The organism is Aedoeadaptatus ivorii, assembly GCF_030815095.1.
Taxonomy (GTDB): Bacteria; Bacillota; Clostridia; order Tissierellales; family Peptoniphilaceae; genus Aedoeadaptatus; species Aedoeadaptatus ivorii.
The window spans coordinates 57102-82606 of sequence record NZ_JAUSWF010000009.1 but is presented as its reverse complement, the minus strand read 5'-3'; the positions used below and the strand labels follow the sequence as shown (position 1 = coordinate 82606).

21 protein-coding genes, 10 tRNA genes and 2 rRNA genes are annotated in these 25505 nt (G+C 52.9%); 29 read left to right on the top strand and 4 right to left on the bottom strand.

Annotation, left to right across the window (positions count from 1 at the left end; translation table 11 throughout):
- From QO008_RS07270 to ppsA, 22 genes are all read left to right on the top strand, one after another.
- Positions 1-199, top strand: a 23S ribosomal RNA gene (locus QO008_RS07270); the annotation flags it as partial.
- 30 nt (positions 200-229) lie between these two features.
- Positions 230-346, top strand: a 5S ribosomal RNA gene (gene rrf / locus QO008_RS07265).
- Between the two features lie 56 nt (positions 347-402).
- A tRNA-Asn gene (locus QO008_RS07260) sits at positions 403-477 on the top strand.
- Positions 478-480: 3 nt separating this feature from the next.
- A tRNA-Leu gene (locus tag QO008_RS07255) sits at positions 481-568 on the top strand.
- A gap of 28 nt (positions 569-596) precedes the next feature.
- Positions 597-673 (top strand) — tRNA-Met (locus QO008_RS07250).
- A gap of 19 nt (positions 674-692) precedes the next feature.
- Positions 693-769, top strand: a tRNA-Met gene (locus QO008_RS07245).
- A gap of 4 nt (positions 770-773) precedes the next feature.
- A tRNA-Glu gene (locus tag QO008_RS07240) sits at positions 774-848 on the top strand.
- 5 nt (positions 849-853) lie between these two features.
- A tRNA-Val gene (locus QO008_RS07235) sits at positions 854-929 on the top strand.
- A 23-nt stretch (positions 930-952) separates the two neighbouring features.
- Positions 953-1029: transfer RNA gene (locus QO008_RS07230), tRNA-Asp, on the top strand.
- 21 nt (positions 1030-1050) lie between these two features.
- Positions 1051-1136: transfer RNA gene (locus QO008_RS07225), tRNA-Tyr, on the top strand.
- Positions 1137-1141: 5 nt separating this feature from the next.
- Positions 1142-1216, top strand: a tRNA-Gly gene (locus QO008_RS07220).
- Between the two features lie 3 nt (positions 1217-1219).
- Positions 1220-1296: transfer RNA gene (locus tag QO008_RS07215), tRNA-Arg, on the top strand.
- Positions 1297-1492: 196 nt separating this feature from the next.
- Complete coding sequence (locus QO008_RS07210; RefSeq protein WP_126465564.1) at positions 1493-1687, top strand: hypothetical protein; 195 nt, start codon at positions 1493-1495, stop codon at positions 1685-1687.
- 175 nt (positions 1688-1862) lie between these two features.
- Entirely contained in the window at positions 1863-2339 is a 477-nt protein-coding gene (gene ybaK / locus QO008_RS07205) for a Cys-tRNA(Pro) deacylase (RefSeq protein ID WP_307385409.1), read from the top strand.
- On the top strand, positions 2339-4021 hold the full coding sequence (locus tag QO008_RS07200) for a phospho-sugar mutase (RefSeq protein WP_307385407.1): 1683 nt from the start codon (positions 2339-2341) through the stop codon (positions 4019-4021). The genes ybaK and QO008_RS07200 overlap by 1 nt, the downstream gene beginning before the upstream one ends.
- Positions 4018-4923, top strand: a complete 906-nt coding sequence (locus QO008_RS07195; protein WP_126465561.1) for a PfkB family carbohydrate kinase — start codon at positions 4018-4020, stop codon at positions 4921-4923. Before QO008_RS07200 ends, QO008_RS07195 begins: the two co-directional genes overlap by 4 nt.
- A gap of 1 nt (position 4924) precedes the next feature.
- Entirely contained in the window at positions 4925-5473 is a 549-nt protein-coding gene (locus tag QO008_RS07190) for an isochorismatase family protein (protein WP_126465560.1), read from the top strand.
- 8 nt (positions 5474-5481) lie between these two features.
- Positions 5482-6525 carry a metallophosphoesterase family protein gene (locus QO008_RS07185; RefSeq protein WP_307385403.1) on the top strand — a complete coding sequence of 348 codons (1044 nt, stop codon included), beginning with the start codon at positions 5482-5484 and terminating at the stop codon, positions 6523-6525.
- A complete protein-coding gene (locus QO008_RS07180) occupies positions 6515-8290 on the top strand; it encodes an ATP-binding protein (protein ID WP_307385402.1) in 1776 nt (591 codons plus the stop codon). The genes QO008_RS07185 and QO008_RS07180 overlap by 11 nt, the downstream gene beginning before the upstream one ends.
- Positions 8287-8988, top strand: a complete 702-nt coding sequence (locus tag QO008_RS07175) for a metallophosphoesterase (RefSeq protein WP_126465557.1) — start codon at positions 8287-8289, stop codon at positions 8986-8988. The genes QO008_RS07180 and QO008_RS07175 overlap by 4 nt, the downstream gene beginning before the upstream one ends.
- 1 nt (position 8989) lies before the next feature.
- Complete coding sequence (locus QO008_RS07170; RefSeq protein WP_307385400.1) at positions 8990-9523, top strand: class IV adenylate cyclase; 534 nt, start codon at positions 8990-8992, stop codon at positions 9521-9523.
- A 48-nt stretch (positions 9524-9571) separates the two neighbouring features.
- Entirely contained in the window at positions 9572-11950 is a 2379-nt protein-coding gene (gene ppsA, locus QO008_RS07165; protein WP_126465555.1) for a phosphoenolpyruvate synthase, read from the top strand.
- Between the two features lie 47 nt (positions 11951-11997).
- Here the strand turns inward: ppsA and QO008_RS07160 are convergent, their stop codons facing one another.
- From QO008_RS07160 to QO008_RS07145, 4 genes are read right to left on the bottom strand one after another with little or no spacing between them, the layout of a single operon-like run.
- On the bottom strand, positions 11998-12342 hold the full coding sequence (locus QO008_RS07160; RefSeq protein ID WP_126465554.1) for a DUF6483 family protein: 345 nt from the start codon (positions 12340-12342) through the stop codon (positions 11998-12000).
- Complete coding sequence (cobA, locus tag QO008_RS07155) at positions 12335-13846, bottom strand: uroporphyrinogen-III C-methyltransferase (protein ID WP_126465553.1); 1512 nt, start codon at positions 13844-13846, stop codon at positions 12335-12337. Before cobA ends, QO008_RS07160 begins: the two co-directional genes overlap by 8 nt.
- Positions 13839-14717 carry a hydroxymethylbilane synthase gene (gene hemC, locus QO008_RS07150; protein WP_126465552.1) on the bottom strand — a complete coding sequence of 293 codons (879 nt, stop codon included), beginning with the start codon at positions 14715-14717 and terminating at the stop codon, positions 13839-13841. Before hemC ends, cobA begins: the two co-directional genes overlap by 8 nt.
- Positions 14644-15306, bottom strand: coding sequence for a precorrin-2 dehydrogenase/sirohydrochlorin ferrochelatase family protein (locus QO008_RS07145; protein ID WP_307385396.1), 663 nt, complete (start codon positions 15304-15306; stop codon positions 14644-14646). Before QO008_RS07145 ends, hemC begins: the two co-directional genes overlap by 74 nt.
- Before the next feature lie 154 nt (positions 15307-15460).
- Here QO008_RS07145 and QO008_RS07140 point away from each other — a divergent pair, with 154 nt between their 5' ends.
- From QO008_RS07140 to gatB, 7 genes are all read left to right on the top strand, one after another.
- Positions 15461-17449, top strand: a complete 1989-nt coding sequence (locus QO008_RS07140) for an S-layer homology domain-containing protein (protein WP_307385394.1) — start codon at positions 15461-15463, stop codon at positions 17447-17449.
- A gap of 90 nt (positions 17450-17539) precedes the next feature.
- Entirely contained in the window at positions 17540-18226 is a 687-nt protein-coding gene (locus tag QO008_RS07135) for a tRNA threonylcarbamoyladenosine dehydratase (RefSeq protein ID WP_307385392.1), read from the top strand.
- Between the two features lie 12 nt (positions 18227-18238).
- A complete protein-coding gene (locus tag QO008_RS07130) occupies positions 18239-20416 on the top strand; it encodes an ATP-dependent helicase (RefSeq protein ID WP_126465548.1) in 2178 nt (725 codons plus the stop codon).
- A 1-nt stretch (position 20417) separates the two neighbouring features.
- Positions 20418-22358 carry an NAD-dependent DNA ligase LigA gene (gene ligA, locus QO008_RS07125; protein ID WP_126465547.1) on the top strand — a complete coding sequence of 647 codons (1941 nt, stop codon included), beginning with the start codon at positions 20418-20420 and terminating at the stop codon, positions 22356-22358.
- Entirely contained in the window at positions 22355-22633 is a 279-nt protein-coding gene (gene gatC / locus QO008_RS07120; protein ID WP_126465546.1) for an Asp-tRNA(Asn)/Glu-tRNA(Gln) amidotransferase subunit GatC, read from the top strand. The genes ligA and gatC overlap by 4 nt, the downstream gene beginning before the upstream one ends.
- Positions 22634-22641: 8 nt before the next feature.
- Complete coding sequence (gene gatA / locus QO008_RS07115) at positions 22642-24072, top strand: Asp-tRNA(Asn)/Glu-tRNA(Gln) amidotransferase subunit GatA (RefSeq protein ID WP_307385390.1); 1431 nt, start codon at positions 22642-22644, stop codon at positions 24070-24072.
- On the top strand, positions 24072-25505 hold the full coding sequence (gene gatB, locus QO008_RS07110) for an Asp-tRNA(Asn)/Glu-tRNA(Gln) amidotransferase subunit GatB (RefSeq protein ID WP_307385388.1): 1434 nt from the start codon (positions 24072-24074) through the stop codon (positions 25503-25505). The genes gatA and gatB overlap by 1 nt, the downstream gene beginning before the upstream one ends.

The following is a 25505-nucleotide window of genomic DNA, read 5'->3' as shown; positions in this document are numbered from 1 at the left end:
GTTGTCATGCCAATGGCACGGCTGAGTAGCTAAGTTTGGACGGGATAAGCGCTGAAAGCATCTAAGCACGAAGCCCACCTCGAGATGAGATTTCCCTCAATGATAAGACCCCTTGTAGCCTACGAGGTTGATAGGTCTCAGGTGTAAGTACAGCAATGTATGTAGCTAAGAGATACTAATCGGTCGAAGACTTGACCAAGATAGTTGATTGTGTAGTGATTGTAGGTTGTCCGGTGACAATAGCAAGAGGGACACACCTGTTTCCATACCGAACACAGAAGTTAAGCCTCCTAACGCCGATGGTACTTGGTTGGTAACGACCCGGGAGAGTAGGAAATTGCCGGACAGAAGATTTATCTTCTTCTGAATTAAATAGAATGGTATAGCCAATGAATCTTATAATCTTAGGTAGCTCAATGGTGGAGCAACCGGCTGTTAACCGGTAGGTTGTGGGTTCGAGTCCCACCCTGAGAGCCATAAGCCGGGGTGGCGGAATTGGCAGACGCACAGGACTTAAAATCCTGCGGTCGTTGAGATCGTACCGGTTCGATTCCGGTCCTCGGCACCAAAAGGATAGTCCATCAGCAAATTACTATCGCGGGATGGAGCAGTCTGGTAGCTCGTCGGGCTCATAACCCGAAGGTCGTAGGTTCAAATCCTGCTCCCGCTACCATTTTATTTTTCTTGAATAAGGCGGTGTAGCTCAGTTGGCTAGAGCATACGGTTCATACCCGTAGTGTCAGCAGTTCAAATCTGTTCACCGCTACCATACTGGCCCCGTGGTCAAGCGGTTAAGACACCGCCCTTTCACGGCGGTTACCCGGGTTCGAATCCCGGCGGGGTCACCATGTATGGGCGCTTAGCTCAGTTGGGAGAGCATCTGCCTTACAAGCAGGGGGTCATAGGTTCGAGCCCTATAGCGCCCACCATACATTACTACAAGTGTTATTATGGCCTGGTAGTTCAGTTGGTTAGAATGCCAGCCTGTCACGCTGGAGGTCGTCGGTTCGAGCCCGATCCAGGTCGCCATCTACTTATATAAGTAAATATGGAGGAGTTCCCGAGTTGGCCAAAGGGGACGGACTGTAAATCCGTTAGCTCAGCTTTCAGTGGTTCGAATCCACTCTCCTCCACCAAATATGCGGAAGTGGCTCAGTGGTAGAGCATCGCCTTGCCAAGGCGAGGGTCGCGAGTTCGAATCTCGTCTTCCGCTCCATATGTACCTCTAGCTCAGCTGGATAGAGCGTTTGGCTACGGACCAAAAGGTCAGGGGTTCGAATCCTCTGAGGTACGCCAAAGAAGCCTTGAAACTACAATGTTTCAGGGCTTTTTTGTGTGCTTCTTTCTCGTTCGAAGATGGTAAAGATCGAAAAAACATATAACATCCTACTCCGAACTGTGTAAATCCTCTTTGTGAAAGTTCGCAGGCGTCGTATAATAGAAGAAGACTATTTACGCGTGAGACGTCGAGAAAACAAAGGAGTAGATCGAGATGGGCGAGAACAAAACATCGGATGCGCAAATTGCAGCTTCCAGGCGCTGGGAAAAGAAGAATCCGGAACGTACCCGCTATTTGGCCGGGCGGCGTGCGGCCAGATCTTTTATTCGAACAAAGGCGACGCTGGAAGACCTGGACGAGCTTATGGAAATTATGCAGGCCAGAAGAGAAATGTTGAAAGACGAATAAAATAGGACTTCGGTCCTTTTTTTATTGCGTTCTTGCAGATAAGCCATTCGGTGCAATATCGCGCGTACGTTCTGAATTTGGTGTAGGGGCGGGAATGATAAGAATTTCCATGATATAATAAGGTTTCGAATGGATCTGTTTTGAAGTCGGGTATACTTATACGAGAGGTGTTATTATGAAAAAGACCAATGCGCTCAGACTTTTGGATCTCGAGGAAATTTCATATGAAACACTGGAATATGATTCGAATGCGGAAGTCGACGGCGTTCAAATCGCGGCTTTAAACGATTTGCCGCCACAAAAGGTCTTTAAGACGCTGGTGGCAGAGGGAAAGGACAAGAACCACTTTGTCTTCGTGATTCCCGTCTCGGAGGAATTGGATTTGAAAAAAGCGGCGCGCGTCACCGATGAAAAGAAGATGGAAATGCTGCCGGTGAAGAAGCTGACGGCCCTTACGGGCTATGTGCGCGGCGGCTGTTCTCCGGTGGGAATGAAAAAAGAGTTTCCCACCTGGATCCACAAGTCGGCCGAAGCGTATGAAGAGATCTATGTAAGCGCCGGCAAAAAGGGACTTCAGATGCGAATCTCGCCGCAGGATTTGGCCCGTGTCGCAAAAGCGGACTTTGCAGATTTGACGAAAGAGGGGAACTAATGGAAATCAATAATCGTTTTGAGATTTGGAAATCTTTGCCCACCGTATCTCCCGAGGATCGGGAGCGGCTGATAGAAATGGACGAAGCGGAAAAAGCGGATAGCTTTTACCGGGAATTGCAATTCGGGACGGCGGGTCTGCGCGGTAAGCTGGGCCCGGGCACCAACCGCATGAACGAACAGGTGATTGCGCGGGCGACGTTGGGGCTCGCCAAAGTGATCGAAAGCCGCGGGGAAGCAGCAAAGCATAGAGGTGTCGCGATCGCCTGGGACATCCGCCATCGCAGCGAGATGTTTATGCGCGTAGCGGCAGACGTACTCGCATCGCGCGGTATCCGTGTGCATATCTTTAGCGGCATTCGCCCCACGCCCATGCTCTCATTTGCCGTTCGCGCGCTGCATACCCAGGCGGGGATCGTGATTACCGCAAGCCATAACCCCAAGGAATACAACGGTTATAAGGTATATTGGGAAGAAGGATCGCAGATTCGAGATGCCATCGCCGACGAGATTTCCGGTGAAATCGAAAAACTCGACTATGATGTCACCGTGGACAAAACCTTCGAGGAATACCAAGCGGACGGTCTGATCCTTACGATCCCCAAAAATGTGGAGGATCGCTATTACGACCTCACGCTCTCCAAGGCGATTGAAGACGATATCGATAAGGAAATCGACATCGTATATACCCCTCTGAACGGGACCGGAAATCTTCCGGTGCGTCGGGTGTTAAAGGAACGGGGATTTCATAAAGTGCATTTGGTGGAGGAACAGACCAATCCGGACCCGAATTTTACGACGGTGGGCTACCCGAATCCCGAAGATGTGCACGCCTTTGAGTATGCGATGAAACTCGGCGAAGCGGTCGATGCGGATATCTTGATCGCCACCGATCCGGACTGCGACCGGGTTGCGATAGTGGTGCGCAATGAACACGGCGGTTTTGTACCCCTCAACGGAAACCAAACCGGCGCGTTGCTCTTGGAATATATCCTATCCAGACGGAGCGAAAAGGGCGATTTGCCGAAGAACGCCGCCGTGGTGAAGAGCATCGTGACCGGCGAATTGGGTACGAGAATCTGTGAAAAATACGGCGTGCCCATGTTCAATACGCTGACCGGCTTTAAAAACATCTGTGCCCTCGCCAACGAATGGGATCACACCGGGGAATATACCTTCCTATTCGGCTATGAAGAAAGCATTGGATATGTCTACGGCGATCACGTGCGGGACAAGGATGCCGTGGTGACCACGATGATGATCGTAGAGATGGCCGCCTATTATGCGAGAAGGGGAAAGACCTTGGGCGAGGTTCTCGAGGATCTTTACCGCGAACACCACTTCCATGGGGAGCACTTGATGTCGGTCGTAAAAGAAGGACAGGCGGGGCAGGAACAGATTGCGAATATTATGAAAGATCTGCGCACGCGCCCCATCGAATGTATCGGCGATATCGCAGTCGAAGGCGTGGTGGACTACCGCGACGGAATCGAAAAGATCGGCGCGAGCGACGTGTTGGAATACCATATGGCCGACGGTAGCCGCTTCTATGTGCGTCCCTCCGGAACAGAGCCGAAGATCAAGCTCTATATCTATACGACGGATGCAGACGCGCAGGTGGCGAGGGAGAAAATCGATTGGATACGGTCTGCAATCACCGATCGATTTGACGGCAAGCAATGATTCTGGTTGTAGATCCCTGCCCCTATCTGGAGCGCAAGATTACCGGGCAGGATTTCCCCAAGTCCCGCGTGAGCTATGCGGATTCTCAGCAGACGAGACCCGCGGGGTACGGCGCGGATATGTGTGAACTGGCGGCGGACATGAACGAATCCGTGCGTCTGATTACCTTCTTGGGTGGGAATGCCGGCGATCGCTTTGAGACTTTATTCGTCTCTCGCGGCGGCGATGTGATCAGAGAGCCTTTACGCGACGAGACCCAGGAGTGCTTTATTCTGGAAGAAAAATATAAGTCGACGCAGATCTTTACCAAAGAGCCACGCATTACCCGAGAAAGCGTCTTGGACTTCTACGAGCGCTATGCCAAGGAAGTGGCGGAAAGCGACGTCGTGGCGATTACGCGGGACCGCAGGCGGGATGAGGGGGAAGCGATGAAGTTGCCCCTGATCCGCTACGCCCGTAAAAAATCGAAGCCCGTCGTCGTCCTCTGCGACCATACGGACGACATCGACGATCTCGTGGAGGCACGGCCCTTCGGAATCGTCATCGACCGTTTTGCCCTTTCCAAACTCACGGGCAAGAACATGCAATTTATAGGCGATGTATCCAAGGCCTTAAAATCGCTGTTTCAAGAACGCATTCCGCTGATTCTCGTTACCGGGAGCGACAAAGGGGCGATTTTGTTCTTCCGCGGCGAATTTTTTCACGGCAAGCATGAAACGGAAGAGATCGAGTTCGACGAACACAATGCGCTGTTCGCCATGGCGACCGGCATCCTGCGCAATTACGATGCGCGCATGATCTTAAAACTGTCGCTTGCAGCGGCAAAAAGTACGGACGACTCGGAATTTGTCGACATTAAATCGGATATGAATCGAATCGAAGTCAGAAAAATGGAGGTATGATATGGATTTTAATTTGCGAAGAGAAGATGCGGTATTTTTGTTTATCGACATCCAGGACAGCCTTTCGAAGGTGATCGATCGAGAAGAACGCTTAAAAAAGAATGCCGGCATATTGGCGGATACCGCAGAAATTATGCAGATTCCTTCTGTATTTACGACGCAGTACAAAAAGGGCCTGGGCGATTTTAACGAAGAAATTCGAAATAAGGTCAAGGATGCGGAGGATTTCGACAAAAAATCGTTCTCTTGCCTCTTAGACGACGAAATCGCCGCCTTTTTCGACGAAAAGAAGCCGAAACAAGTCATCGTCTCCGGCATGGAAGCGCATATCTGCGTATTGATGACGGTACGGGATCTGATTGCGCGCGGCATCGACGTGTATGTCGCATCGGATGCGATCGGATCGCGCGATCCCGAATCGGCACTGTATGCCGCAGAAGAAATGCGCCAAATGGGTGCCGCCGTGCGTCCCACAGAGACCATACTCTTCGACTTGAATTCCGTATCGGGCACGGATGAGTTTAAAGCCGTTCAAAAACTGATCAAATAATGCGGTTTTTGCATACGGCAGATCTGCACTTGGGGCGCTCCTTTCCCTTTACGGACTCTGCCTTGCGGGCAGTGGGAAAGCGGGATCGCTTTGAGACGTTTCGCAATATTCTGCGCCGCGCCGACCGATACGAGGCGGAGTATGTGTTTTTGGTGGGCGATATTTTCGAACAAAAAAAGATCAGTCGAGAAGAAGTAGATTTTGCCCTTGCCGAGATGGCGAATTGTTCGGCGACGATCCTATTGCTCCTCGGCAATCACGATTTTACCCTCTATCCGTATCTGACGGAGCGGGTGCCCGAAAATGTCTATCTCTTTAACCAAGAGGGCTCCGATGTGTTTACCGACGAAAGGCATCGCATCGATTTTCACGGCGTAAGCTGGTCGAGGGATAGCCACCACAAGATTCTCGAAATCGATCCGGCGGGGCTGCGGGAAGGGTTTCGCCATGTGCTTTTGCACCACGGAAACTGGACCGGCGGAGACGGCTACTTTCCCGTGGATGCAAATATATTGCCGTATTTCGACTATATCGCCCTGGGGCATGTGCACAAGCCGATTCTCTATGAAAACAAATTGCAGATGTGCGGCACGCCCGAACCCTTGGATCACACCGACCGCGGCCGTTTGGGCATCGTCTCCGGCGCGCTCACCGATCATCTCGAGACGGAATATATTTCCTTGGCGCGACGTTCTGTGATTGGCGAAAATTTTCATCGAAGGGGCGACGCGGACGACGAGGTGATTTTACGGCGGGTGCGCGAATTTTCTGACGACGGAACCCGGATCTATACGATTGCGATCACCGGCGCCTATAGCGGCGTCTTTGACGCGGCGATTCGCGCGACGCTCGAGGAAATGGAGATTCCCTATGAAATTCGCTGGGCACGAGATCTGCCGAAGATCGTAAAGGCATTGGAGAAGCGACATGCGGACGATCAATTTGGTACGTTTTTAGAGAAGGTGAAGGCGCATCCCATGGACGACGACCTGCGAGAGCGGGTATACGATTTGGGGATCCGCGCGGTGTTGGGGGACGAGTATGATTCATAAATTGGAAATGCGCGACTTCGGCATGTTTCACGAAGAAACCGTATATTTCGACGAAGGGTTTCAGCTCCTCGCCGGGGATAACGAGTCCGGCAAGTCCACCATGGTAATGTGTATTCGCACCCTTCTCTACGGTTTCTCCAAAGACAGTTTGCATATGCGGCGCTATAGCGAAGCGTACGATCTGTATTTTCCCAAGGATCGCAACCGCTATGCCGCCGCCATGGAACTGTCGGTGGCGGGCAAACGCTATTGTATCGAGCGCAATTTTCTGAAGGAGAACGAACGGCTAAATATCATTTCTCTGGACGACAATCGGGTCCTCGGCGATAACGAGGAATTGTATCGATACTCTAAAATTCCACAACCGGGCGCTCTGTTCTGGGGACTTTCCCAGGACGACTTTATGCGCTTTTTTTGTTTGGAGGATCTACGACTCTACAGCGCGGCCGACATCTTTAGTCGCATCGAGGAAGCAAAAAATTATTTAACCACCGGTTCCTATGCCGTGGATATGGCAAAAGCCTATGCGTATCTGGACAAAGAAGAGCGCGCGCTGGGAACGGAGCGTGCGAAGAAATCTCCGGTGGGAGAAAATCGAGAAAACATACGAAGTCTCGAGGCGGATATCGCGCGCAAGAAGGCCGAAGAGAACCGCCTACGAGAAGACATAGCCCGAAAAGAGGCACTCGCCGATCGGCTGAGTTCCTTAAAGCGCGAAGAGCGGCAGTTGAACGACAAGAAATACTTTTTGCCGCAGCTCGAGCGCGCTATGGGCGAGGTAGCAGTCTTGGATCGCCAGTTGGCGGCCAATGAAAAGGAGATCGACCGCTTTGAGTCGATGCAGAAGCGGACCGCCTTTTCGGATTCGCGCTTGCTGCGATACTTTGTGATCGCCTCTCTTGCGGCGGCCGCGGTGACGCTTCTTTTGTTTGTCAACGAGATTTCGATTTGGACCGTGGGCGTTTTCCTAACGGGCGCAGTGTCTCTTATTACGCTGGGTATATTCGGCATGCGGCAACGCACCAAAAAGCGCATTCGCCTCTATCACGAATGTTATATGAAGAGAGATCGCCTTTTGATGGAAAAAGACGCCATCTTCCAGTGGTTTGATCCCCATGTGGAGCGGGAGTTTGAAATGGAATTGCTTCTGGACGCGATGACGACGTATGCGGCACATCTGAAGGGATTGCCGGATCGTAGCGCCGAAGTGCCACAAGCGGTAGAAAATACACAGCGCACCATCGGCCAGCTAGAAGGACAATTGAAACGGGAGAATGCGATTGCCGCCGAGCGCCGTAAAAAAGAAGAAGATTATGCCGAAGAACTGGCGCAGAAGGCTCATTTGGAGCGGGAACTCGAAGCGATCGAGATGACCAGAACTCTGCTCGAAGAAGCGGAGGCCGGGGATCGCGAGGCATTTCTCGCCGATATGCTCGAAAAAGCGGGCGAATATCTCTATACGCTATCCGATGGCCGTTACGGAAAAATCCTGATGGGAGACGGCGAATTTTCGGTGATAGACGCGTGGGGTGCGAGTTTTTATGAGGCGCAGTTAAGTCGGTCGACGGCGCATATTTTGGTCATGGCGCTCCGCTTTGCCGCATTGGAGCGAATGGACGCATCCATTCCCATGGTTTTAGACGATGTATTCGTCTACGCGGACGGCAGGCGAAAGACAAAGATATATTCGGTATTGGAGTCGCTCGAAAGACAGTGCATTTGTCTGACGACGACAGAAGCGGAAACAGAAAGGGGAAAGGATTGATCTGGGCCCTGGGGGATCTCCATTTGGACTATAAAAAAGAAAAGCCGATGGATGTTTTCGGCAAGGACTGGGAGGATCACGAGGAGCGGATTTTTGACGCTTGGAAAGAACGGGTGCGACCGGAGGACATCGTCCTTTTGGTGGGAGACATCTCGTGGGCGCTCAAGTTGGAAGAAGGGGAAAAAGACCTTCGAAGGTTGGAAACGCTCCCCGGCACCAAAATCTGCATCAAGGGAAACCACGATTACTGGTGGTCCTCTTTAAAGAAAATGTACGATTTGGGCCTGTCCGACATGGAGTTTTTGCAAAATACGGGCTATGTCGCCGCGGGAATCGGCATTTGCGGCAGCCGCGGCTGGTCGGATATCGACTCCGGCGGTTTCGACGAGAAGGACGAGAAAATCTATCTCCGGGAACTGAACCGCCTGCGCCTCAGCATTGAAGATATGGAGGCGAAGGGCAAGGAAGCGGGGCTTACAAAGCGCATCGCCATGCTCCACTATCCGCCGTTTTCTGCGAAGGGGAGTCCCAACGACTTTGCCGATATCCTCAAAGAAGCGGGGATCGACATCTGCGTGTACGGCCATCTGCACAGTTACGGACATAAATTTATCGTCGAAGGCGATATAGAAGGCGTAGAGTATATCTGCGTTTCTTCCGATTATATCGACTTTCGACCGGTACAGATTGAGGTGTGATATGGAACGAGAAATGGAAATCAAGGTGCTCGACATCGATCGAGAAGCGGTGGAGGCGGATTTGATCGCATTCGGTGCGAAAAAAGTTTCCGAAGAGGTGCACCAGACCGTGCGGATCAATTCCGATGCGCATCCCGTCGACGAAGAAAAGGGTTATCTTCGGATTCGCCGCGTGGTCAAAGAAAGCGACGAGCGGATCGAGATGACCTTCAAAGAAAAAATCGGCGAAGGGGCGGTAAAACTCTACGACGAACACACCGCTTTGATCGACGACATGGAGTCGATGCGAAAAATACTTGCGCTTTTGGGATTCAATCGCCAGATTTACGGAAAAAAACATCGGATCAGCTACGAGAAAGACGGTTTGCGCTTCGACCTGGACCGCTGGGATGCGGACACCTTTCCGGTACCTTATATGGAGATCGAGGGGCCGAATGCGGAAGCGATTTACGAGGCGGTTCGCGCGTTGGGACTCCCGGAAGATCGGATCAGTTCGAAGACGATCGGAGAATTAAAGGAATCGTGGAATAAATAGTACAACATATATATTAAGTGTGTTATAATATTTCCGAGGAGGAAGAATATGACAGGTTTTAAGTACATTCGTTTTTTTCATGAGATCCGCAAAGACGATGTCGGCATCGTCGGCGGGAAGGGCGCCAACCTCGGAGAAATGACCAATTTCGGTCTCGACGTGCCTCCGGGATTCTGCGTCACTTCGAAGGGCTATGACGCCTTTATCGACTACGCCGGACTCGACGAGAAGGTTCGGTTTTTGATGCAAGATTTGGACGTAGACGATGTGGATATGCTCACCGCTGCGTCGAACGACATTCGCAGAAATATCGAGCAGGGCGAGATCGACCCGAAGCTCGAAGAAGAAATCGTATTGGCCTATAAGGAATTCAGTCGCTCCATCGAGGTGAAAGATCCGCAAGTCGCCGTACGCTCTTCGGCCACAGCGGAAGACCTGCCCGATGCATCCTTTGCCGGGCAACAAGATACCTATTTGCACATTGCCGGCGAAGAGGAATTGATTCAGCACGTTCGCAAGTGCTGGGCGTCCCTGTGGACCCCGCGGGCGATCTATTATCGGGAAAAGCAACAATACAACCACTTCGACGTCTCTTTGGCGGTCGTCGTACAAAAGATGGTCAACTCGGAAAAATCCGGCGTAATGTTTACCGCCAACCCCATTACCAGTTCCACCGATGAAATGATGATCAATGCCAGCTATGGCCTCGGCGAAGCGGTGGTTAGCGGTATCGTCACCCCTGACGAATACACGATTCGCAAGTCCGACAAATCCGTACTCGAAAAAGTCGTCGCCGATAAGAAAAAGATGGTCGTTCAAAACGATTCCGGCATCGGCACCCACGAAGCAAGCGTAGAAGACGTATTGGGTGCGGGCGCCGTGAAGGAAGAATGTTTGACCCCCGAAGAGCTCAATACGCTAATCGAGGCAGGCCTCAAGATCGAAAGCCTTTACGGCAGCGTGCAAGACATCGAATGGGGCATGGATAGAGACACCAAGGGTTTGTATATCCTGCAATCTCGCCCCATCACGACCTTAAAAGAGGTATCCGAAGAAGAGGAGTCTGAAATGAACGAGCAACCCGAAAAACTGACGCCGTTGGTACGTGGTCTCGCCGCATCTCCCGGCATCGGCCGCGGCAAGGTGAAGATGATTAAAGACGTTAGCGAAATCAATCTCGTCGAAGACGGCGACATCCTCGTCACCGCCATGACCAACCCGGATATGGTGCCCGCCATGCGAAAAGCCGCAGCGGTCGTCACCGACGAAGGCGGCAGAACCTGTCATGCGGCCATCGTAAGCCGCGAGCTCGGCATTCCCTGCGTCGTAGGAAGCAACACCGCCACTTCGACCTTGAAGGAAGGCCAATTCATTACCGTCGATGCCACCCGCGGCGTGGTCTACGAAGGCAATGTCCTCAAAGATAAGGAAAAGAAAAAGGAAAAAACCGAAGGCACCGGTGCGGGCTTGGGCATCTCCCTAGACGAACTCAAAAAGATGGTCGCCCCTACCACGGCCACCAAGATCTATATGAATCTGGGCGAGCCCGCTCTGATCGAAAAATATAAGGATCTTCCCTTCGACGGCATCGGATTGATGCGCACGGAATTTATCTTTACCAATAAAATCGGCGCGCACCCCATGTATCTTGCAAAGACCGGCCAAGGCGATCTGTTGATCGAAAAACTCGCCGAAGGCATCGCCGAAGTCGCCGGCGCCATCTACCCGCGTCCCGTCGTCGTGCGTATGAGTGACTTTAGAACCAATGAGTTCCGCGGCCTAAAGGGCGGAGACGAAGTGGAACCCCACGAAGAAAACCCGATGATCGGCTGGAGAGGCGTAAGCCGCTATATTTCTCCCGAATACGAAAAGGGATTCCGTCTGGAATGTCAAGCCATGCGCAAGGTACGCGAAGACTTCGGCCTCGACAATGTCGTTGCCATGTTGCCCTTCGTGCGTACGCCGGAAGAATTGGTAACCGTAAAGGAAATCATGGCGGAAGAAGGACTAAAACAATCCAAGAACTTCAAGATCTGGATTATGGCAGAAGTGCCCTCCGTGGTCTTCCAAGCCGAAGAATTTGCCGAACTCGTCGACGGATTCTCGATCGGTTCCAACGACTTGACCCAACTCACCATGGGCGCCGACCGCGACAGCGGCATCTTAAACCGCATGGGATACTTCGACGAGAGAAATACGGCGGTGAAAAACGCCATCAAGATCCTCGTCGATGCGGCGAACAAAAAGGGCATCACTTGCTCCATCTGCGGCCAAGGTCCGAGCCAATACCCGGAATTTGCAGAATTCTTGGTGGAATGCGGCATTACCTCTATGTCCGTAAACCCCGACACGGTCGACTACACCAGACGATTGGTATCCGGCGTGGAACAAAAGATGATTCTGAGAAAATTAAGAGAAGAAAGATAGATCACAAGCAAAAAGCGGATTCGAGGATTTTTCCTCGAATCCGCTTTTTATATGCGCAAATGAAAGAGTTTCATATAATCGTTTAAGCCCGATTCGACTTCCTTTACCGAGAAGTCGCCGGCACGGAGTTTGGTTTCGCCCAAAGCGAGCAAATCCTCATAGAAGAACACGCCCGTTGCCGCATCGGCGCCCCCTTCCGCCGCCTTCTCGAAGAGGAGGTCTTCCGCCTCGCCGAATTTTTGTGCGCGGATCAAATCCGTGAGCGCCAAATACAATTCGGTATTGCGAATCTCTTTGCGTTCGCGCTCTGTGATGCCGCGGGGAAAGAGGAGGCGTACGAGAAATAGAATCGTCTCTTGAATTTGCCGCAATAAAAAGTCGTTTTTAATCATGGGGATCCTCCTTCGGCTTCCAATCGCCTTGATGTTCTGATTCAAAGGCGTCGAGAATCGATTCCGCGAGCGAATGGGCGGTGGCGCAGTTTGCCTCGATAATGCGCGCGGAATCCACGCCTTCGGCGAGAAGTCGCTCAGTGGTCATCGGGCCAATGCTGAATATCTTCGTATCCAAAAGCGGTTTGCGGGAATACAACGCGACAAAATGCGCCACCGTGGAGCCCGACGAAAAGGCGATGGCATCGATAGAATCCGGAAGCGGGAGCGCACGTTCGGGAAGCGCGGGCCGGTAGACGGCGCGGCTCTTACACCTGCCGATCTCCTCTAAAGTCGCCCGAAGGTCCGGGCGGCTATGGAGGGAGTGCGGGAAATAGATGCGCGTGCCTTTCTTCAATCGCGCGCGCAAGAACGCGCCAAAGGCGTCGCCGTTATAAACGGCTGGGTAGGCTTCGGGTCGAATGCCGAAACGCGATACGGCTTCTGCGGTCTTTTCGCCGACGGCATAGACCGCGACGCCATAGAGGTCGCGAATGTCCCGCGCTTTACGGAATGCATCGAAGAAAATGGAAACCGCATTGGCGGAGGTAAAGACCAATACCTCGGCATCGAATGCGGATATGTCCGCAGCCAAGTGCTCTTGGTGGATCGGCTCGATGGCGATGGTGGGGCGCTCTACGACATTTGCGCCGAATGCGGTGAGAATATCCGCCATTTCCGCCCGCACCCGATCGCCCGTAAGCACGATGTTTTTTCTGCCCAAGAGGAGGATGCGCGTGGGGTCGATCGCATCGGCAAGTGCGATTGTATCGCCGACGGCGATAAGGGCCGGCGTGGCGAGCGAATCCGGGATGCCGTCTTTGACGACGGCGCCCAGCGTACTCGTAAAGCGCGCCGCCTCTGCCGTCATCCCCTTGGATAGGACGGCGAGGGGGGTGTCGGGGTCTTTTCCGGCGGCACAGAGATCTGATGCGATCTTTTGGACATTCGAAAGGCCCATGTAAAAAATAAGCGTGCCGGGAATTTCTGCATAGATCGAAAAATCGTCGTTTTCGTCGGCGCGGTGGCCGGTGATAAACGAAACGCTGGTAGCGATATTTCTGTGTGTGACGGGGATGCCGAATTGTGCCGGTACGACGACGCCGGCCGTAAGTCCCGATAGGACGCGAAAGGGAATGCCTTCCGATGCCAGGTGAAGTGCCTCTTCACCGCCCCTTCCAAAGACGAAAGGATCGCCCCCTTTGAGCCGCACCGTGTTTTTACGGGATCGATAACAATTGACGAGGAGCGCATTGATCTCTTCCTGGCGTAGGGTGTGGCGATCGGGAGATTTTCCTGCGTATATTTTCTCGGCGGCGGGGTAGCGATCTAAGATGGCGGCATCCAGCAGACGATCGTATACGATCACATCGGCTGCGCGAAGGGCCGCATCGACTGCCTGCGTCAAGTACTTTGCGCCGCCGATTCCGGCGCCGGCGATCACTACGGGGCGCGTTCTATTCATATTTCACCTGCTTTGCGAGTATTACAACGTCTTTAAGTGCGGTCTCTATGGTGGTATCCACTCGGGCGAAGCGGAGGGGAGAGTCGACATTTTTGGCGTAACAGCCGTGGAGCCTAACGCCGTCTTTTGTAAATTCCGTGTAGATGCCGATGGGCGATTGGCAGGAGGCGGAGAGGGTGATCTGAAACTTGCGCTCGATAATCATGCGAAAGCGCGTCACCGGATCCGCCGCCGCTTCCAGCACCTCGATCAGATCGTGACGCGCCTCGGAAACTTCGATGCCCAATATGCCCTGGCAGGGGGAGGGGATAAATTCCCTCGGGTCCAGGACGAGCGAGATCTTGTCGGTCAATGCCGCGCGCTCGAGCCCCGCATAGGCGAGGATCGTTCCGTCCGCTTCGGATTCCTCCATTTTTTGGATGCGGGTTTGAATATTGCCGCGGACGGGCACGGTTTTTGCCCGGGGGAAAAAGTGCAGCAGCTGTGCCTTACGGCGATTGGATCCGGTTGCGACCATATGCCCGTTTAAGTCGTCCCTCAAGATATTCGCGCGCTTCGAAACATATACATCTTCTACCCGCGGCGCCTTAGGAGGGGGGGCCAATGTAAATCCCTCGGGGATTTTTGAAGACATATCCTTGAGCGAATGGATGGCCACATCCACCTCTTTTGCCACGAGGGCGCGTTCTAACTCGCCGACAAAGACGCCGTTTTTTCCTACCTGATCGATGGGCAGATTGCGAACTCTGTCGCCCTTTGTGGTAATGACCTTGATTTCGGTCTCGTATCCCGTCGCCTCAAAGATCTTCTGAATGCTCTGTGCTTGTATGCGCGCCAATCGGCTGCCCCTTGTGCCCAGGCGTAGTTTCATCGATTTCCTCCAAAAATTTTCGTGCTTGAATACTTTCGTTTGTCCATAAATCCTCCATCACCTCGGAGATATTTTTTTGCCCCTTTCTGCGCATACAGGCGCGGATGCGGTTTAAAAGAGATAACTTTTCCGCATCGAACTGCTCTATATGCGGCCGGAGTGCCTCGCCGATCTTTCTGGAAATCGTAGGATTTTGGCAAGAGACGCTGACCGAAAGCGGACCGTGTTCGATCCGATAGGCGAGGCGAAAGTCGCTGTCCTCGCGATTTTCGGTCGAAAGAACCGGCACGGACAGGTGCTTTGCTCGCCGAATCAGGGCGGCATTTACGGCGTAGTCGTCGGTGGCGACGATCACATAATCGTAGGCGAAGAATACAAAGTCTTCGTCGAGATGCCGTGCTTTCAAAGAGATGCGTGCGGGATATTTTTTCTGCAATGCGGTAATCTCCGGAGAAAACGTCTCTGCGATGCAGTAAAAATGAAACTCGCTCGACAGGAGTCCTTCTATTTTTAACTGCGCCGAGCGGCCACCGCCGCAGACCAAGACTTTTTTACCCCGCGTATCCATGTAGAGGGGAAAGTAGCGCATAATACCTCCTCGGATGTAAATTATAATGGTGTATAGCCATATTATAGCAAAAAAAGAGATCCTCGTTTCCCCATGAAACGGAAACGTAACAACGAAGTCGATGGGTCCATGTTATAATGAAATTGTGAACTGTATGATTTATAGGAGGATCCGGATGAAAAAATTACACGTGAAATCCATTGCCACCCTCGCACTCGCCGGCATCTTGGCGACATCGCCCGTCGCCGCTTTGGCCGCGAGCTATAGCGACGTACTCAACACCCACTGGGCGTATACACATATTTCCAAGCTCTCCGATTTGAAGATCGTAGACGGCTATGTCGACGGCTCTTTCAAGCCCGACCGTGCCGTTAGCTATTTGGAAATTCTCGAGCTGCTCAAGGGCGTTCAAAAACCCACCGGCGCGGAAATCTCCGAAGCCCTGGCCAAGCAAGGCTATATCGCAGACGCGTATAAAGTGCCCCAATGGGCAAAAAGCGCAGTTTCCTATGCGCTCAACACCGGCCTATTGACCGAGACGAATTTGAAGGCGGCCTACGCCCGCGGATGGGTTACCAGCCAACCCACGGCCGACCAATACCCGAACCGCGAAGTCGCTTTGGTTCTCTATGCCAAGGCACTCGGCATGAAGCCCTCGAACGACTTGTCTTCGATCAAGGTATCGGACCTCGATGCCATCGGAAAGACCGCTAAGGAACTGATCGGCGACGTCGACGTAAAGGGACTGTATGCCGCCATGGTCGACGCCAAGATCTTCGACGCTCTGGGCGACGAGGGACAATTCAGACCCCAAGATACCTTAAAGCGCGAGCAAATGGCGAAAATCACCGACCTGAGCTATCAATATAAGGCAGCACAAGAAAATACCCGTGAATACGAAGGCAAGGTCATCTATCACGAGCGGCTGAACAACACCAACACCTTCGCCATCGCGACCAAAGACAAGAAAACCGTGGGCTTTGTGTTGAACGACAAGACCCAAGTAACCGTGAATGGAAAGGCAGCTGACGCCGATGCCATCGTCGAAGGCAGTACCGTCAAGGTGAGTGCCTATATGGAAGAGGGCGCCATTACCGCACTGACGGCGAAGACCGTAGAAGTGGTGAAAGCAGACGTAAAGACCATCGGTATTGTGCAAAGCGTAGAAAAAGACGGCCTTAAGATTTCGTATACCTTAAAAGACAATATCGATCCCTCCCATGAATTCGATATGGAAAAAACCGAGGTATTCTCCTTTGCGGACAATGCGAAGATCACCCGTCACGGCGCGGAAATCAAAGCCTCCGACATCCGTAAAGACGATATGGTGGCGTTTACCACCGAAAACGGACGATTAAAAGAGATCGCCGTATATCCGAAGACCCATTCCGTAGAAGGAACCGTCGTCGATATCGATTATGGTACAATGCAAGGCAAGCGCCAAGCGGTAAAGGTAAAACTCTCTGAGGATAATGCATTCACGTACTATGTATTGGAGCCTGAGATTATTGAAAAGATCAATACATTGATCAAGGACAACGACAGAAATGTGAAGCTGCGCTTCAATTTACTGTATCAAAATATCGTCGGCGTGGAGAAATATACTTCAAAGGGAATGGTACAGGGAACCTTTAAAGGATATGACACCGGATTCACCAACTCCACTTGGGATTTTGCGATTAAACTCAGCAACGAAAACGGAGAAAAGAGATATGTCCTCGCGGACAAAATCGAATATGTCGATGAGAGCCTTGGAGGTGCTTCCGGCACATATACTGCCTGGGAATTGCACAATATTTTAAAGAACAAGAACAATGCTTTCCTCGATGTATATATGGTCAATGACAGAGTCGTTAAAATAGTATTACGCGGCTATGTACAAGAACCCGGAAAGGAAGTTCAGATCAAGATCGACAGATTGATGATCGACACTTCCGGTTGGGGGAAAAATGCAATGCGGGGATATACTGCCTATGAGTTTACGATGCTGGACAGCAATGATGTCGACAATACCTTCCGCGGAAGATTCCAAAGCACTCAGAAATACACGATCGGCACTATTCTCACAATGAAAGCCGATGTGATGAGAAGAGATGGAGAGATCTATTATATCAATGCCACCGTCAATGGCGTTCCCGCCCTTCCCATTAACGCCGGTCTATAAAAACTTTAACAAGCGGCAAAAGGCCCTGCGAATTTGTTTTCGCGGGGTCTTTTTTGGTATAATTAGACGTTAGGACAGGGAGGAGGCGTTATGGACTGGACGCAACGTACCCGCATGCTGATCGGAGATGCGGCGTTACAGAATTTACAGCAAAAAAAGGTGATTGTCTTCGGTACAGGCGGCGTCGGCGGAAGCCTCGCCGAGGCATTGGTGCGCACCGGGATTGGCCGCATCGACATCGTCGATTTCGCCGCGGTAGACGTGACCAATTTGAACCGGCAGGTCATCGCCACCACGGAATCCGTGGGCCGCATAAAAGTGGAAGTGTTTCGCGAGCGCGCCCTCTCCATTCGCCCCGATTTGGAGATGGAGACATTCCCCATTCGCTTAAACGCGGAAAATATCGGCGATTTTGATTTCTCCGCCTACGACTATGTCGCCGATGCCACCGACGATGTAAGCGCAAAGCTCCTTTTGGCCGAGGCGGTGCAAAAGGCGAAGGTGCCTTTTATCGCGTCTATGGGGGCGGGAAATAAATTGCGTCCCGAGTGTTTCGAGATCGCAAAACTGTCCGAGACCTCGGTGTGTCCCTTAGCGAGGGTCATGCGAAGGGAAGCGAGGAAAAGGGGTATCGATGACTATACCGTCGTCTATTCCAAAGAGCCGCCCCGCGAAATTCCAAAGGAACAACGCACGCCGGCGAGCATCGCATTTGTACCGCCTGCCGCGGGCCTAATTATGGCGTCGAAAATCGTACGAGATCTGATTGAGAAGTAGAATTGAGGAGTCATGGCATTGTTAGCGGACTATAACGAGCGTCAAAGAGAAGCGATTTTACATACCGAGGGACCGCTTTTGGTCCTCGCCGGAGCCGGAAGCGGAAAAACCCGCGTCGTCACCGGAAAGATCGCGTACTTGATTCGGGAGCGGGGCGTATCCCCCTATGCGATTCTCGCCATCACCTTTACCAACAAAGCGGCCAAGGAGATGAAGGAGCGGGTCGCCGCTTTACTGGACCGAAATGTCGACGGGATGTGGATCAGCACCTTCCACTCCATGTGCGTGCGCATATTGCGGGGCGACATTCACCATTTGGGATACGCGAAGAACTTTGCCATCTACGACACATCGGATCAAAAGACGCTGGTAAAAGACTGTATGGCGCGGTTGAACATCAGCCGAGAACTGTATAAGCCTTACAGCATCCTCAGCCAGATTTCTGCCTGGAAGACCGAAGGGATCGACGCGGATGCGGCGATGAAAGAGCATTTCGGAGATTACCATATGCGCAATATGGCGGAGGTCTATCGTCTGTATGAACGACAAAAACGCGAGAACAATGCACTGGACTTCGACGACTTATTGGTAAAGACCGTCGAGCTGTTCGAGCAGCGGCCGGATGTATTGGCCTTTTATCGCCATAAATTTACGCATATTTTTGTCGACGAATACCAGGATACCAACCACATTCAGTATCTTTTGGTGCGCATGTTGGCCAACGACGGGACAAATCTCACCGTCGTCGGCGACAATGACCAGTCGATTTATCGCTGGCGCGGCGCCGATGTGGGCAATATTCTTTCCTTTGAAAGGGACTTTCCCGGCGCAAAGACGGTCCTCTTGGAGCAGAATTATCGCTCTACCTCGCCGATTCTGAACAGCGCCAATCGATTGATCGCAAACAATCCCTGTCTCAAAGAAAAAAACCTATGGACCGACAAAGAAGGCGGCGCGCCCGTCGTCTACCGCGAGTTCTACCACAATAGCGAAGAAGAGACCGCCGTCGTTCAGAAAATGCAGCATCTCAACTACAAGGGCGCATCCTTCGGCGATATGGCGATTCTGTACCGCACCAATGCTCAGTCCCGCGGCTTTGAAGAGATTTTGATGCGCGAGGGCATTCCCTATCGGGTGGTGGGGGGCCTGCGTTTTTACGACCGCAAGGAAATTAAAGACATGATCGCCTATCTGCAGGTGATCGACAATCCCCGCGACGAAGTAAATCTGGTGCGCATCGTAAATGTGCCCAAGCGGGGGATCGGCGAGACCACCATCGGCCAGCTGCGCGAATACGCAGATGCGCACGATATGGACCTGTTTTCGGTGATGGAAGGGCTCGAGGAAAACGACGAATTGAAGATTCGCGCCCAAAAAAACATCCGCAGCTTCGTCAATCTGATTCACCTGCTCCAAGGCAAGCGGGCGGAGATGGGCATCCGCGAATTGGTGGAGACCATTCTGTTCGAAAGCAAGTATCTCGAGGAGCTCAAGAAAGAGGACACCGTAGAGGCGGCGAGCCGACTGGAAAACCTCGAGGAGTTCGTATCGGCGGCATCGGAATTCGAGCGCGAAAATCCGGAATTGACGCTGACGGATTTTCTGGCAAATCTCAGTTTGGTGAGCGACAAAAACGAATTGGCCGACGAAGACCGCGCCGTAAAACTGATGACCGTACACGGGGCGAAGGGCCTCGAATTTCCAATTGTGTTCGTGGTCGGTCTGGAGGAGCGCTTGTTCCCGACTTCCCGCGCCTTCGACGACGAGGCGGATATGGAGGAGGAGCGGCGGCTCATGTATGTCGCCATTACGCGGGCAGAGGAGCGGCTCTTTCTTTCCTCGGCGAAGTCCCGCACCCTCTACGGAAACCGGATTGTGTCGAAGCGGAGTCGGTTTGTAGACGAAATCGAGGACGCCATCGAGATCGTAAAAGACGAGAACCGGAAGAAAGATCAGCGCACGGGGCATAAGATATTTGCCGGTACGACGACGGAAGAGATACCTAAGCCGAAAGAGGCGCCTCAGGATGCGGTACACTACCAAATCGGCGATAAGATTCTTCACAAAAAGTGGGGCGAAGGCATGGTGGTGCAACTGAAGGGCGGCGGTGCCGAGGCCGTGATCTCCTTTGCGGGAAAGGGGCTTAAGACTCTAAACCTCTCGGTGGCGCCCATTCGAAAGAAGGAATAATATGAATATGCGAGAGATCGTAGACCAATTAAACCGTTGGGCCGAAGCCTACTACACCTATGACGATCCGCTGGTGGACGATGCGACTTACGACGCCTTGTACGACCGATTGGTGCAGATGGAAACAGAGACGGGACACACAGAACCCGATTCGCCGACGCTTCGGGTGGGCGGTGCGCTGCTGAAGGCATTTTCGAAAGCGGATCACGAGACGCCTCTTTACTCCCTCGACAAAGCGCAGAGTTTCGAGACTTTACAGAACTGGGCGCAGCGCATGGAGACGGCGGGCGCTCTGGATGCGGGCATGATGGCGGAACTCAAATTCGACGGCCTTACGATTTCTCTGACCTATGACGGCGGCAGACTGACCCGTGCCCTTACGCGGGGGAACGGCACCACGGGAGAGGTCATCACCGAACAGGTACGTACGATTTCTTCTGTGCCGCTTTCGATTCCCTTTACCGGGCACTTGGTGGTACAGGGGGAAGGGCTGATGCCCTTTGCTTCGTTGGAGCGGTACAATCGAACGGCTGTGCAGAAATTAAAAAACGCCCGAAATGGCGCGGCCGGGGCCCTGAGAAATCTCAATCCCAAAGAGACGAGAAGGCGGGGGCTGATCGCCTATCTTTACAACGCCACCGCCATCGAGGACGCGCAGTTTCAAACCGATCGAGAGGTCAAAGTCTTTCTCGCCGAGCAGGGTTTTCTCGTCCATCCCATGACCAAACGCGTAGACGGTTTTGCAGAACTCTTGGACTACATTCGAGAGGTGGAAGAGACGCGCGATTTGCTGGACGTTTTGATCGACGGCGTAGTGGTAAAGATCAACGACCTCGCGGCGCGGGAGCGCTTGGGGCATACGATCAAGTTTCCCCGCTGGGCGATCGCCTATAAATTCGAGGCAAAAGAGGTCAACACCCGCCTTTTGGATGTAGAATGGAATGTGGGGCGCACGGGAAAGGTGACACCTACGGCGATCCTCGAGCCCGTGGAAATCGACGGCGCCACCATTCAGCGGGCGACGCTCAACAATTACGACGACATCCTCAGAAAAGGCGTAAAGAAAGGCGGCGCGGTACTGCTCCGCAGAAGCAATGAGGTGATTCCCGAGATCCTAAAGGGCATCGGAGAAGAGGGGGAGCCGATCCCCGTCATCACCCATTGTCCCGCCTGCCAAACCGAGCTGATTCGCGATGGGGTGCATATTTTTTGCCCCAATACCATCGGCTGCGAACCACAGCTGGTCCGGCGCATCAGCCATTTTGCCTCGCGAGATGCGATGGACATCGAAGGGCTTAGCGAAAAAACGGCGCAGAAGCTGATCGCGGCCGATCTGGTGCGCGAGATCCCCGACCTCTACGCTTTGGATGCCGATGCGCTGATGGAACTGGAAGGGTTCGGGCCGAAAAAAGCGGAGAATTTAATTTCCGCCTTACAAAATTCGAAGCGCGTGCCCTTTGCGCGGTTCTTGTATGCCTTGGGGATCGGGCAAGTGGGCAAAAAGACGGCAGGGGATCTCGCAAACAGCTTTTCCGATCTCGAGGCCCTTTCCCATGCCGATCGGGCGGCGCTCGAGAAGATCGAAGACATCGGCCCGCATACCGCCGAGGAGATTCGATTGTTTTTTACCGACCCCGTTATCGCCGAATATCTCGAAGATTTCCAAAAGGCGGGGATCGAGATCCTCTATCCCGAAAAGGCGGCGGGGGATCTCCTCGAAGGCTATACCTTTGTGCTTACCGGTACGCTCAGCATGCCGCGGGATGCGATGCAGAAAAAACTCGAGGCGGAGGGCGCCAAAGTCACCGGTTCCGTCTCGAAAAAGACGGACTTCGTTTTAGCCGGCGACAATCCCGGCTCGAAGGTCGAAAAGGCGCGAACACTGAATATCGAAATCTTGTCGGAAGACGAGTTATATACCAGATGGGGGGAATTACGATGAACCGAGAAGACATACAACATATCGCGAAGATCTCTATGCTTCGCTTTACCGACGAAGAATTGGACGGCTTTGCCGAGCACTTTACCGAAACCATGGATCTGATCGATTCCATAAAACAATCGCCGATCCATTGCGATCCCACGTTCCACACCAACGATCTACCCAATCGGCTTCGGGAGGATACCATTCGTCCGTCCCTCGATCGAGAGGCGGCGACACAAAACACCGCGACCGAAAAATACGGCTATTTTGAAATCATCAAATTCGTGGAATAGGAGGATATATGAAGCTGACAGATTTGAGCGCACTCGAAACGCGCGAAAAGTTTCTCTCGGGCGATATCGACTGCGTGGAATTGGTACAGGCCTATCTAGAAAATATTAAGAAGGAAGACGACGAAATCAACGCCTTTATCACCGTAATGGAAGATTCGGCCCTCGAAAAGGCGAGAGAACTCGACGAACGGCGCGATCGGGGCGAGTCTTTGGGCAAGATGGCGGGGATCGTCGTCTCGATCAAAGACAATATCGCCGTCAAAGGCGTAAAGATGACCTGTGCCTCCAAAATGCTCGCCGATTTCGTCGCGCCCTATGACGCGGTGGTCGTCGACAAATTGAAGAAAGAAGATGCGATTTTGATCGGCAAGGTAAATCTCGACGAGTTTGCCATGGGATCTTCCACCGAGACTTCGTATTTCGGCGTCACCCGAAACCCCGTCGACCGCAGCCGCGTATCCGGCGGCAGTTCCGGCGGCAGCGCTGCGTCGGTGGCGGCGGGCTTCTGTTCTGTAAGCCTGGGCACCGATACGGGCGGCTCCGTACGCCAACCCGCCGCCTTCTGCGGCCTCGTCGGCATGAAGCCTTCCCACGGCAGCATCTCCCGCTATGGGGTCTCCGCCATGGCGAATACCTTCGATCAGGTCGGCGTGCTAGCAAAGACCGTAGACGATACCGCCTATGTGCTCGACATCCTCGAGGGCTTTGACGCGCGCGATGCGACCTGTATCGGCAATGCGACGTTGGGACTCGATGCCATGAAAGACGCGGTGCCCTTAAAGGACCTGCGCGTGGGCATCCCCGAGATCTTTAAGACCTTCGATGTGCAAGACGAAGTGCGCGAAGGATTTGCCCGCACGGTAGAATATATGCGCGAACAAGGCGCCGTGGTGGAATATGTCCCCATCGAAAGCTTGGCGCTCGCCATCTCGATCTATCATATCCTCGTAAATGGCGAAATCGCCCCCAATATGAGTCGTTTCGACGGCATTCGCTACGGCTACCGGGCAGAGGAGTACGATTCGCTCGAGGAATTGTATATCAAGACCCGCAGCGAAGGCTTCGGCGAAGAAGTCAAGCGCCGCATTATGATCGGCTCCTACATCATGAGCATGGACCATTCCAAGGAATACTTCGACAAATCGTTGGAAATGCGCCACTGCATGATCGTCGAATTCGAAGAGGTATTTAAGGACCACGACATTATCCTCTGTCCCACCTCTCCCACCGTCGCCGTGCCCGTCGACAAGGACTTGTCGCCCGTCGAGATCTATATGCTCGACCTGTTTACGGTGCCGGTAAATCTCATCGGCACCGCGGGCATCAGCGTGCCGGTGCATCGTGAAAACGGACTGCCCTTCGGCGTGCAGATTATACCGAGAAAGGGAGAAGATCACCAGGCATTGGCGACCGCAAAAGAATTGGAGGGCAATATCTGATGGCTTACAAGACAATAGTGGGGTTGGAAATCCACGTAGAACTCTCGACGGCGACCAAGGCGTTTTGCGGCTGCGAAAACGCCTACGGCCGAGAACCGAACACCTGTGTGTGCCCGGTTTGTTTGGGGCTTCCCGGCGCGACGCCGGTCTTAAATAAGGGCGCGGTGGATCGCGCCATCGAGATCGCCACGGCGTTTCACATGGACATTCAACCCAAGAGTACATTTTACCGAAAAAATTATTTCTATCCGGACCTTACGAAGGGCTACCAAATCACCCAAACCGATGCCACCGTCGCCAAAGACGGCTATATCGAGGTGGAACACGAGGGTATGACGCGAAAGATCGGGATCGCGCAGATTCAGTTGGAAGAAGATACCGGCAAGAGCCTGCATACCGAAGAGGGGATGACCCTGATGGACTACAACCGGGCGGGCGTTCCCTTGGTGGAAATCGTCACGGAACCGGATCTCACCGGGGGAGAAGAGGCGCGTCTCTTCTTGGAAAAGCTCCGCAATACCCTGCGCTATCTCGGCGTAAGCGACGTCAAGATGGAAGAGGGCTCTTTGCGCTGTGATGTGAATGTCAACATCAAAGACGAAGAGAGCGGCGAGCGCAGTGCCATTTCCGAGGTAAAGAACTTAAACTCCTTCCGCGCCGTAGAAAAGGCGATCGACTACGAAGTCGCACGGCAAAAGGCGCTGATGGAAAAGGCTGAAAAAGAACACCGCGCCACCCGTCGCTGGGACGATGCGAAAAGCGAGACCGTCGTTATGCGGGTGAAGTATACGGCAAACGACTATCGCTTTGCGCCGGAAGGAGATCTGGGTCCTCTGTATATCGACGAGGCGTGGATCCGCGAGGTACAAAGCGGCATGGCAGAGCTTCCCGACGTCAAGGTACAGCGCTTTATCGATACCTACGGGCTCAAAAGCTATGATGCCAAGGTCATCTGCGGTTCTCAGGCGGTGGCGGATTTTTATGAGGCCGTCGCCGAGAAATTCGACGATTACGAGATGCTCTCGAACTGGTTTATGACCGAGTTTCTGCGCCGCATCGCCATTTCAGAAGATGGAGAGGTAGAGGTCGCATTTTCTGCCGAAGATTTTGCCTATCTACTAACACAGATTCGCGATAAGAAGATCAACAACAATGCCGGGAAAAAGGTCTTCCGCATTATGTGCGAAGAGGGCAAAAAGCCCGCCGATATCATCGAAGCGGAAGGGCTCACCCAGATCGGAGACGCTTCGGCGATCGAAGGCATTGTCGAAGAGGTGCTCGTGGAAAACCCCGAGTCCGTACAGCAGTTCTTAAACGGGAAGGACCGCGTCGTCGGATTTTTGGTGGGGCAGGTTATGAAAAAGAGCCGCGGCAAAGCCAATCCGCAGATGGCCAACGAAATGCTGACCAATAAGCTAAAGGCCATGCAATAG